General features: G+C 40.5%; 5 protein-coding genes and 2 pseudogenes. 2 read left to right on the forward strand and 5 right to left on the reverse strand.

Features of this window, described 5'->3' with window-relative positions:
• Positions 1 to 88 precede the first annotated feature (88 nt).
• The 5 genes and pseudogenes from L654_RS0109775 to L654_RS0109795 all read right to left on the reverse strand — a co-directional run bounded on the left by L654_RS0109775 (position 89) and on the right by L654_RS0109795 (position 7,732).
• On the reverse strand, positions 89 to 1,381 hold the full coding sequence (locus L654_RS0109775) for a HAMP domain-containing sensor histidine kinase (protein ID WP_024607922.1): 1,293 nt from the start codon (positions 1,379 to 1,381) through the stop codon (positions 89 to 91).
• On the reverse strand, positions 1,378 to 2,061 hold the full coding sequence (locus L654_RS0109780; protein WP_024607923.1) for a response regulator transcription factor: 684 nt from the start codon (positions 2,059 to 2,061) through the stop codon (positions 1,378 to 1,380). Before L654_RS0109780 ends, L654_RS0109775 begins: the two co-directional genes overlap by 4 nt.
• Positions 2,061 to 5,229: pseudogene (locus L654_RS01000000125875) on the reverse strand (efflux RND transporter permease subunit). The gene L654_RS0109780 and the pseudogene L654_RS01000000125875 overlap by 1 nt, the downstream one beginning before the upstream one ends.
• Positions 5,229 to 6,374: an efflux RND transporter periplasmic adaptor subunit gene (locus L654_RS0109790; RefSeq protein ID WP_024607924.1), complete on the reverse strand. Its 1,146-nt coding sequence runs from the start codon at positions 6,372 to 6,374 to the stop codon at positions 5,229 to 5,231. The pseudogene L654_RS01000000125875 and the gene L654_RS0109790 overlap by 1 nt, the downstream one beginning before the upstream one ends.
• Positions 6,371 to 7,732: a TolC family protein gene (locus L654_RS0109795; RefSeq protein ID WP_024607925.1), complete on the reverse strand. Its 1,362-nt coding sequence runs from the start codon at positions 7,730 to 7,732 to the stop codon at positions 6,371 to 6,373. The genes L654_RS0109790 and L654_RS0109795 overlap by 4 nt, the downstream gene beginning before the upstream one ends.
• 299 nt (positions 7,733 to 8,031) lie before the next feature.
• Here L654_RS0109795 and L654_RS0109800 point away from each other — a divergent pair, with 299 nt between their 5' ends.
• Positions 8,032 to 10,776 carry an Ig-like domain-containing protein gene (locus tag L654_RS0109800; RefSeq protein WP_024607926.1) on the forward strand — a complete coding sequence of 915 codons (2,745 nt, stop codon included), beginning with the start codon at positions 8,032 to 8,034 and terminating at the stop codon, positions 10,774 to 10,776.
• 16 nt (positions 10,777 to 10,792) lie between these two features.
• Positions 10,793 to 11,640 (forward strand): annotated as a pseudogene (locus L654_RS0109805) (TonB-dependent receptor plug domain-containing protein); the annotation flags it as partial.

An 11,640-nucleotide genomic window follows, 5' to 3' on the forward strand; every position in this document is an offset into this window, starting at 1 on the left:
TTTAGCAAATTACTTAACACATTACTATCACTAAGTTTTTTATATTCTCAGCGTTAAATTAAATATTTTTGAATGTAAAAAAAGCCTATTAACTAAAATCAACCACCACTTCATAACGCCCAGGCATGTCGTTTACTTCGTATACCCAACCGTGTCGTTTTATTATTTTTTCGCTTAACTCTAATCCTAAACCGTAGCCAATATTGGCAGGCTTGTTTGTGTTATTAGCAGTGTGTGGCGTATCAGTTTGTTCGCTGCTATTTACTATAATCACACGGCTACCCTGCTGAGTAATTCGCACTTGCCCTTGTTGCGTATGCTGATACGCATTACGTATTAAGTTAGTAAGCACAATGTGGCATGCGGTGGCTTCGGTATTAATAGTCGTATTTTGGTTATCGGTATTTATAAGTACATCAACTTGTTTTGAATTGAGTAAATAGTCGAGTTCGTTACCCAAGGTCGTTATTTTTTCGGCTAGGTTTACAGGCTCTGGTGAACTTTGCTGGTCGTCATTTCTGCTAAGCCACAATAACGTCTCGGTTAAATCGCTCATGGTTAAACCGGCGCGCTCTATTCGCTGCAGTGTAAGGTGTTGTTTATCGCTTAAAGGGGCTTTTTCGCTTAAGCGGTTAAGTAATTCAACGTTGCTGCGAATAACCGAAATTGGTGTACGTAACTCGTGGCTCGCATAACTTAAAAAGCGCTGTTCTCGCTCAAGGCTGTCGTGAGCAGAAAGCAAGCTACTGCGTATTAACGTTGCCAAGGTATTTAGTTCGTTATAGGTAAAGTCGGGCGGCGTGTTTTGTAAATTCTTTTGATTTAACGACTTAGCCCAACCGCGTAGTGACTCTACTGGCTTAGCTATTTTTTTCATTACCATAAACAAAAAGAAGGTAAATAAGGCAATGGCTGCAAAACCAGTAATGGCTATCAATGTCATGCGGTGTATTGGTTTTACACTTCCCATTCTGTTAGGACGATTTTTTTCAAGCATAATACGCGATATATAACGCGCCTCGCCATTTGGGTTTTGATAGTAAACAACAAAAAACAAGTCTGCAGGCATAGTAAACAATGAGGTGTTATCTTTCACTTTTTGTAGTACACCGGCTTCATTTGGCGCTACTTCAAATTTTTGCTGTATTATTTCTGGCATGTCTTCCCAACGGCTCGCCACATTAAATCCAACAATATTCTTTGGCTGCCCATCTTCAATCTCAATGGTTTGCGAAAGCTCAAACATAACTCCGTTTAACCCTCGGTCTAAGCCATCAATAAAATAATTAACACTTAAAAACGAAAAGCCAATTGCCATTAATGAACTTAAAAGCACCATGGTGGCAAAAAAATACAACCTCAGGCTGGGTCTAATTTTCATGCTTGTGTCTCATTTTTTAATTTTAGCGCAAACCCTACACTGGGTATTGTTTCTAGTACGGCTTGGCAATGCGCTTGCTCTAGCTGTTTACGCAAATGATGAATATGCACTTTTAAGCTATTGCTGTCTGGCTGATCGTCGCCCCATATTGCTTGCATAATTACCTGTCGGGTTACCGGTTTTTGCTGCTCTCGTACAAGCACTTCTAATAACTTAAAAGTAATGGGTGATAACTTTAAACTGTGCTCTGCCACTGTTGCTGTATGCACGGTTAAATTAAGTGTTAAGTTAGCAAATGTAAGTCGCTTTACCTCTCCACTTTTACGCTTTGCTAATACTTGAACCCGCGCTACTAGCTCTTTCATGGCAAATGGTTTTACTAAATAGTCGTCACTGCCGGCTGCAAACCCCTCAAGCTTATTGTCGAGGCTATCGCGCGCTGTCAGCATTAATACTGGTATATCAATGCCTTGCTCACGCAATGTTTTACACATGGTTAAACCGTCCATTTTGGGCATGTTTACATCTAATATAATCATTTGATATTGATTACGTTCTATTAAATTTAAACCCATTACGCCATTGCTTGCATGGTCACACTCTATTGACTCAATTTCGAGATAATCAACAATGGTGGTTGCCAAATCTATGTCGTCTTCAACCAGTAGTACGTTTATCATTAAGAGGCTGTTTCCTGCGTTTTATTTTTAGCACCTAGCGATTTTAGCACAGCATCAATACTGCGTTTAGCATCGGTTTGAATCATCAATAATGCCGGTATAAGTATTAAGGTAATAACCGTGGCAAACAAAATACCGTAGCCAAGTGATGCCGCAGCAGGGATTAAAAACTGTGCCTGCATTGAGGTTTCGCTAAGTAGCGGCACTAAGCCTGCGTAAGTTGTAATTGAGGTAAGTAACACTGCACGTAAGCGGCTCGTACACGACTCAACAATGGCATCGTGCGTGCTCATACCCTCTTCTTTTACTAGTTCGTTAAAGCGCGAAACAAGTAATAGGCTGTCGTTTACAACTACGCCACTGAGCGCCAAAATACCATTTAACGACAATATACTAATGGTTAAGTCGTTCCACCAATGTCCTAAAATAGCGCCCACAATACCAAACGGAATTGCCACCATGATTAGTACAGGTTGAATGTAAGATTTAAGCGGAATAGCCAGCAACACGTAAATAACTAATAAAGCCGCTACAAACATAGTGCTCATTGAGCTGGTGGTTTCGCTTTGTTGTTCTGCCTCTCCTGCAAAATACACACTTAAGTTAGGAAATTGCTGTGTTAACTCAGGAATTAAGTCGCGCTTTAAATTAGCAACTAACTCGTTTGGAGCAATCACGTTTTTATCCACTTGGGCGCTTAAATAAATTGCACGTAGTCCATCAATGCGGGTTATTTCATCTTGCTGATATTCACTGCTTACTGTGGCTACGTTAACTAGCGGTACAACGGTGCCATCAGGCAGGCGAATACGCGACTGCATTATATCGGCAGGTGTTTTACGAGCATCTTCTGGGTAGCGTACACGTACTTTAACTTCGTCTTTATTACGTTGGTAGCGCTGTACAACTGCACCACCAAAAGCTTGCAGTACTTGCTTTGATAAACTGGCTGTATCCATGCCAAGCGCGCGCCCTTGTGCATTTAGGGTAAATTTAAGCTGTGGCTGACCTGGGTTTAAGTTGTCGTCTATTCCGTTAACGCCTGCGGAATTTTGTAAGCGCTCCTTAAATAGTACGCCCGCCGCCATTACGGTTTCGTCGTCCCACGCTTTAAGCTCAACTTTAAAGTTATCGACCATTTTACGCGTGGCTAATATTTGTAATTTTTTACTGCCCTCAAGGCTACCTGCTACGCGCTGCCACTCTTGAGCAAATTCGCTTGCTGTAAAAGCGCCTTCGTTTAATAGCTCAACGCTTACTTCACCGCTGGTGTCGCTACTACTAATGACTTGTAGGCTGGTTATTTCGCTTTTGTCAGAGCTCAACTTGGTCATTAAGTTTTGCTCAGCTTGTAATGCACTTTGCTCAAGCGTTAGTAAGTTTGTGTTTGTTTGCCCATAAGCGGCGTCGTTTTGCATAACTAAATCAGCTGTTACGGTGTCGCCTGCAATACTTGGGAAAAAACCAACTTTAACTGTGCCTGTCATCGGCATGCCAATAACTAATATAAAAAAGGCGATAAACGCAGCCACTACGGCATATCTAAAGCGCAGTGAAAATTCAATAACCTTGCAGTAAATGTTTTTACTAAACCAGTTTAAGCCACTATCAGCACCATGTTGTATTTTTGACCACAGACCTGCTAAGCCTTTTTTAACTTGGCGTTTAGTACTAATGTGGGCTAAATGCGAGGGTAAAATAAGTTTTGATTCAACAACCGAAAGCAGTAAACAAATGGTCACTACAGTGGCAAATTGAGAGTAAATTTTACCTAAGTTACCTGACACATTCGAAAGCGCTACAAACGCAGCCACCGTGGTTAACACCCCAAATATTGTTGGCACAGCAACCTTCATAGTACCTAAAACTGTATTATTTAATGTATCGCCATGTTTTTTACGTGTGGTGTAAATACTCTCACCTACAACAACGGCATCGTCTACCACTATGCCCAGCGCCATAATAAAGCCAAAGGNGTGCGGTGTAGCCATCGGTCATAAAATAAAGCGTGCCAAAAAATACAAACGGCAACCCACCAGCCACCCACAGTGCTACACGTACATTTAAAAATATGGCAAGTATTACAAACACCATAATAATACCGGTCACCGCATTTTTAGTAAGTAGCGATAAACGCTCGGTGATCATGGTGCTTTTGTCGTGCCAGCTTTCAAGCTCTACATTTTGGGGTAATAAACCGCTTTCGTGCCATTTATCTATTACGCTATTAGCTTGTTCAACAATGGTAGTTATATCGCTGTTATCGCCCATTAAAATTTCAACACCTACGGCATTTTGTTGGTTATAACGGCTTAATGAGTTGCTACCTTCGGCAAATGAGTCGGTAACGGTGGCTACATCGCCTAACTTAATTTGTGTGCCTGATGCAGTGCTCAACAATACAATATTGGCAAAGTCGCGCTGCCAATAAGCTTGGTCGGCGGCTTTTAAGCGTATAATTTTACTGCTATCGCGCAAACTAGTCGAAAGCGGGCTTGATGACTCATTATTAATAACCTCGCTTATATCGCTAATAGTTAAGCCATACGCTTGTAATTTACCTTCGTCGATTTCTATGGACATCATCGGGTCGAGCACACCCGATTGCTCTACGTCGCTAATGCCTGATTGCGCTAATAAATCGGCTTTAAGTTTTTCGCCCAGGTTTTGTAATGTATGGCGATCGGCATCCCCGAAAAGTTGCAGCGTTAATGCATGATCTTGCCTACGGGCTTTATCAATAACAGGTTGCTCGGCATCTGCCGGAAAGTTATTAATAGCGTCAACTTGGTTTTTAACGTCAACAAGTAACTCATCGAGTGAGTAATCAGTACTTTTTTCAATACTTACATGGCTGCCGCTAGCATCGGATGTAGAGGTAATACGTTTAATACCTGATACGGTTTCGAGCGCTTCTTCAATTTTTAACGCTATTCCTTCTTCGGCTTGCAATGCATCGCCACTGTCGTAAACCACCGATACCGAAATAGTATCTGGCTCTAAACTCGGAAATGCCTCTTTACGTAAAGTCGTAAGCGACATAATACCCATTACAATCACACTAACTAACAATAAGTTAGCGGCAACAGAGTTATTTGCAAACCAGTTAATAATACCGTGCAGCGGGTTATTATTACTGGGTAATTGAGGTGGTTGATGAGGGCTCATTATTGTATCTCCTCAACTATTGGATTTACTTTCATGTCGTTTAAGTAACTAACAAGTGGGCGCGCCACCACTTTTAGATTTTTAGCACCATCTACTGGCGTAATATATACGTAATCCCCACGCTCAAATACTTTATTAGCGTGTGTGCTTACTAAGCTATTTTGATCATTTACGTACCAAATCAAGCCATCTTGAGATACCGCCGAAGCAGGCAGTTTTATTACGTTAGTTAACTGCTTACCGGCAATTTCTACCGCTAAAAATGTGCCAGGCAGTAACGGCGTTGTTTGCTCAAACGGTTTATCTAAGGCAACAATTACGCTGCGCTGACGCGAGCTGTCATCAAGGTGTTGCTCAAAACGTGCAATATAACCGTTCCATTTAGTATTAGTGGTTACATCAGTTAAAATAACATCGCCTGATTTATTATTTGCTAGGTTTTGCCACTGACTTAATGAAAGCGGCACGGTTATTTCTACTTTGTCGGTACTGTTTAGCGTGGCAAGCGTATCGCCAATACCTACATAAGTACCTAAATCTATATCGCGCGTTAAAATAACAGCGTCAAATGGTGCACTTAACTGGGTGTTATTTACATCACGCTGTGCGGTTTTAAGTGCATATTGTGCTTTATCGAGCGTAGCTTGCGCGGCTTCTAATTGCAGCGTTCTAAATACAAGCGGCGAGCTTGGTGCTTGCGTAACGCCTGAGCGATCCCATTCACGTTTTGCCTGCTCACCTAAATCTTGTTCTTCTTGCAGTGCTAGTTTTGCATCAGCCAATGTTGCTTTTGCGCTAGCTAGGGCCTGTAAGTATTCGGTGTCATCAATTTGTGCAAGCACTGGCCCTTTAGTTATTAAGTTACCGGTCGCAAATTGCTCGCTCATACTGGTTACTTCGCCTTTAACTTGCGCTTTTAAGCTAAGTGACCAATGCGCTTTAGCTTCACCATGCCCACTAACATAAGCCTGATAAGTGCTCGGAGCTGCATTAATTACCGATACATTTGGGGCAATAGCTTTAATAGCGGCAGGTTGTGGGCTATTTGCTTGTTCAGCCATTTTTTGACCGTTATACATAATAGCAAGCCCTATACAAACAATAGCAACAAGCGTTACAACAACCGGTATTGGCGAAATTTTCATAACGATACTCCAAGGCCCAAAGCAAGGCCTAAATCTATGCGGTTAGTTAAAAGGGTGTAGTTTATTTGGCTAAGCTGGGCTTGCAGGTCGTATACTTTTTGTTGCACTGTTAGCAAATCTAAAATATCAACCAAACCTTGTTGATACTTACTTTGGTAGTTACTAAAGCTGCGTTGAGCGCTGGCAAGTGCATTGCTAATTTGCAGTTGTTGCTCGGTTAATGATTGCTCCTGCCCGAGTGCATTTTCAACTTCGTTTACCGCACTTAGCAGCGTATCTTGGTACTGCCAAAACGCTTGCTCGGCATTTAATTTTGCAATATCAACTTGCGCACGCAGTGCTCCACCTTCAAATAAGGGGGCACTTAAACTACCCAATAAACTCCACACTGGGCTAGTTAATAATGCTTGGCTTGGCGTGCTTGCTAAATCACTCAGTGACGCTGAAAGCGAAATACTCGGTAGTAGCTCTTTGTACGATACATCAACCAAGTAATGCTTTGCCTGAATGTTGTAATAGGCACTTTGTAAGTCAGGTCGGCGCGCCAAATCTTGCTCTGGTAATGTACTTAATGGCTCAATAACGCTTGGCAGTGTTAATGTACTTGGCAGGTTTTGAAGTTTATCAGTGCCTACAATTAGCATTAAAGCACGCTTTGCTTTTGCTATTTGCTCTTGATAATCGGCAATGGTTGCGCGAGTAGATGCCGTGCTAGTACGGGCGGTATCAAGCGCTTCTAAATCACCTAACCCATATTGGTAGCGCTCTACAATACTTTGCTCATTATTTTGTAAAACAACTAAACGTTGCTGCTCTATATCGAGCAAATTCTGCTGCAAAATAATATTTAAATAAGTACGAATAACACTCGCTACTAATGTGTCTTTAGCGCCTTGATACGTAGCTTGATTACTGGCAATAGTCATATCTTGCGCGGCTACGTTGTCAGCAATTTTTTGCCATATATCGGCTTCCCAACTTATACCTACTGATGAGCTATATTGCGTGCCTTCAGTTTTACTGCGCTGCGCGTCAAATCCTGCATCTACACTAAACCACTGACTTGCAGCGGTTACATCACGCTGTGCATAAGCTAGTTTTAATGCAACATGCACTTGATTAAACGATGGGTTATTAGTAACAGCTTGCTCAATAAGCGAATCAAGCCCTTCTATATTCACCAAATCGGTAATGTAATTTACGTGCTGTGCGTTACTTTGCGTGTACTGCCAGTTTGTATGTTGCTTTAGCGACTGCTCAGTACTATTACCTTGATAGCTTGGCTGGCTACTACATGCAGCAAGTGTGCAACTAAGTGCAAGTAAAAAACCGGTTGAGTGCTTTTTAAAATAAACCATTTAACTATGCCTAATTCGTACTATTACACATAGCTTATTAGGTCGAGGGTTAAGGAGGGGTTAAATGATATTAACTGTTTAATTTTAGCTGGCCTTTATATTTTATAAGAACTAGCTAATGCAATATTCTTTTTAAACTAGTTACTTATCTTTCTGTTTTTATGTAGCTTTACCTCTTAAAACTCATACTAATTAAAATAAACATTCTTATTTATGAGATAAATACATATCTTTAAATATGAAATACAATTGATATGCGTTATCATTCGCAACATCATTAACTTCTAATATTAACAATAATGAACAAACTCATTAAATTTCCCCCTATTTTATGCGCACTCGCTTTAGCTGGTTGTGGAAGCGGCTCGGGCAACAATGCACCATTATTTACCCAATCAAATTTAAGTTTTACGCTTAATGAAGATACCGCTTTTTCAGGACAGGTTTCAGCCACAGACGACGACCCGCTTAGTTATACTTTGGCGCAATCTCCAAGTAACGGCATTATTACATTAGAAGCTAATGGTGAATTTACTTACACACCACACGCTGATTATTTTGGTGAAGATAGCACGACTATTTCAGCAAGTGACGGCAGTTTAAGCGCTAATGTTGTTGTACGTTTTATTATTGAAAACATTAATGATGAACCTACTATTTCAACAACTAATGTTACATTTACTACCTCAACAACAAGTGTAGGTAAAATAAATACTAGTGATGTTGATGGCGATGCAGTGAGCATTACGCTACTTACACCGCCAAGTAGTGGTGTAATATCTATAAATAGTGAAACTGGTGAATTTAGCTATGAGGCACAAACACTCACTACGCAAAATGATGAATTTACCGTTAGTTATACCGACGGCATTATAAGTGAGCCATTAACTGCGACTATTTCACTTAGCCCCTCTTATGTAACAAATGAAGACAAACGTAACTACTACTACAGCTCAGATAAGTCTCATTTAAAACAAGCCGATTTAATAACAGAAAATATTAACGATGAACTATCTCGTTATAGTATTTATCAAACTCAAGCTGCAGCTTATGCGCGCGCTGGTTTTTTAACTACCGCACAAGAGTATTTATTACTCATTAATGAGCAAACAGCACTTGCTGGTGGTCTTAGAGATGTAGGTGTTGCTTTAGATAGCATTAACAAAATAGAAGAAGGTGCAGAATATCGCTCACGCGCTTTAGCTGCTTATAATCAATATTTAGCTGAAAAAGGCTTTGAAAACATTAACCGAAATGATGCATCTTGGTTACTTGGCTTAGTGAATGATTACATGGATGTGGGTCAAACCGACGAAGCTAAAAGCTTGCTAAACACTATTAACAGCTATGCTGAAATTGTACGTGAAGAGCAGTACTCAACAACTTACGGTTACTTTCAAACAGCGTTTAAAAATGCAGCCGAAGGTGCATTGGATGTATATGCAGCGGATCCTTCTGACACCAACAAACTGACAGCACAAACTTTTGCTGCTGCTCTTGTAAATATTTCAAGTAACACTGGGTATCAAATTCAGGGTGGTAGTGGTGAATTTGCTGGTCAGAAAGTAGAAAAAATTAGAGCGCTTTATACCGCATGGGCAGCTGAAGTTTTATTTCGTGCTAACTCGCTTGAGCTAGCTCGTGAATATGTCAACCTAGCAATGTCACTTTATGGCGTAACAGGCATAGATGAAAACTATGACTTTCCTACCTCTGAATATTCTGAAGCCACGTTAGGGACATATACTTACCCACTACAAACACTTGCAGGATTAATAGAAGCCCTTTACGACCTTGAGGAAAACCCTGCATTTGCCCTAGTAACATCTGATTTTGATATTAGCGGTGCTAAGCAAGTTATGTATAGCTTTAGCGTGGCTGAAAGCATCATGACAGGTTCTTCTGTGTCCGACGCTGCCGCTGAAGCTTTTACCTTTTTTACCGAAAAAGGCGATTATAATAAATTTTTCAAAAGCTTAATCGAAACGTCAAATAATGCAGGCACAGCGAAAGTGTTGTATCAGTTCGGTTTTACTGAACAAGCTAAGGAAGTATTAACTTATGCGGGTGAGTTTATTTCATCTGACGATTACATAAGCGCTGAGTCTTCAGCATCTTATTTAGCTGGCTCTAATGGTTGTGGTTTACTGGTTAGCATTAGCAAAGAAATTGGTACAGATACTACTGCTGCTGCAAATACTTGCTTAACTATGCTAAACAAACTGAGCTCAGGTACATTACGTACTTTAACCGACACCTCGGCAATTACCGTTCATAGCAATGTAATGGTATCACTTGACCGTGGTGGTTTGACCGACGAAATTACTGCTGTAAATACGCAATTACTTAGCAAAATTAGTGCGCTAGAAGATATTGAAGAGCGTTTTGAATACAGTTTAGAAACATTAGGATATTTAGTTGATGCAGGTTTTACCAATTTAGCTTTAACTACGTTTAATAGTGCAATAGCTGAAGTAAACGAAAACTTAAGCACGCTAACGAGTGACCAACTACTTGATATTCTTGAAGCCCTTAAAAATGAGAGTATTTCAGTTAGCGCACCTAAAACCGGTTTTTGGGAACGCTTCAGCATGCTTTCAAGTATGGGCTCTAATGCAGGTACGATCACTGATTTTCGCAGCACCTATAGTAGTGTGAAAACACAAACCTCAGCACTAGTCGCTCGTATTGAAACCCTTATTTTAGCACAAGCCGATATAGTAATTATTGATGCTATGGAAGATTTAATTGAAGCACATACCCTACTTGGTGAGTATGACCTAGCAACTGCGCTTGTAACTAACGATGTAAATGGTGAAGCCGACCAACTTGAGCTGTACACCACGATGGCTGAATTAATTGCAAGCATAGATGACTTTAGAGATAACCGAGTTGCCAGTGTTGATACTGACCACGATGGACTCCCTAACTTTTTCTTAGCAAATGTAACTGATGAAGATATTGCTATATCGGGCTTAACTGCAGATGAAGATGCAGACAACGATGGCATTACTGACACCGAAGATAGCACTCCAATTGGCTAATAAATAAGAGAAAAAAATGCAGACACGTTATATTTTTGCGTGTCTGTTTTTGCTTGCACATAATGCTAATGGCGCTACCGAGCAAAAGCAGACTCCTTCACTACCTAAAGATTGCAGTATACTAACCGATGAAAAAAAACGTTTATGTGAAGCCATAGAACATATTGAGGTTAAAGGCCAATACATAGGGATAGAAGTACCTGAGATTATTGGACGATCTTATCTAGACCGCAACTTTATTGATGCAACGGCTAAAGGAAATGGTGACATAAATGAACTTATTGCACTTTTACCTGGCGTGCAATTAAGTAACGATGCATTTAGTATTGAAAGTTTAGCGGAGATAAGTGCTCCAGAAATATCTATCTCAGGTGCTCAGCCTTGGCAAACAGGCTTTTCACTCGATGGTATGAACTATAACAACCGCATTGACCCTGCCAGTAACAGCCGCTTAACATCATCAAGTAATGATGTATCTGGGGGTGTGCAAAGCATGAATGTGAACTCTGATATAGTTGAGTCAATAACAGTGTACGACCACAATATACCAGCAGAGTTTGGTGGTTTTTCTGGCGGTGTAGTGGATACAAAAACAAAGGAAACCTTTGGCAATGACAGCTTTAGTTTTAGTGTACGCGGTAACCACAGTGATTGGGCTAATTATCATTATATTCAAGCCGATGATGCAGAGCAAAGCAGTACAGATGAAACTGAACTAAAAGCACCAGTATATGAAAAAATAAGCTATTCATTAAGTGGTAAAAAACAACTCAATAAACACCACGGTGTGATGTTTAGCTTAAATTACCTTAACAGTGATATAAGTGATTTATCACTGGGGCAAACGAAAACCCAAAGCCGCCG

The organism is Pseudoalteromonas sp. TAB23, assembly GCF_000498075.1.
Lineage (GTDB): Bacteria > Pseudomonadota > Gammaproteobacteria > Enterobacterales > Alteromonadaceae > Pseudoalteromonas > Pseudoalteromonas arctica.

Coding starts and splice junctions, on each gene's coding strand:
- L654_RS0109775 (WP_024607922.1), bottom strand. CDS start 1,381: ATGAAAATTAGACCCAGCCTGAGGTTGTATTTTTTTGCCACCATGGTG.
- L654_RS0109780 (WP_024607923.1), bottom strand. CDS start 2,061: ATGATAAACGTACTACTGGTTGAAGACGACATAGATTTGGCAACCACC.
- L654_RS0109790 (WP_024607924.1), bottom strand. CDS start 6,374: ATGAAAATTTCGCCAATACCGGTTGTTGTAACGCTTGTTGCTATTGTT.
- L654_RS0109795 (WP_024607925.1), bottom strand. CDS start 7,732: ATGGTTTATTTTAAAAAGCACTCAACCGGTTTTTTACTTGCACTTAGT.
- L654_RS0109800 (WP_024607926.1), top strand. CDS start 8,032: ATGAACAAACTCATTAAATTTCCCCCTATTTTATGCGCACTCGCTTTA.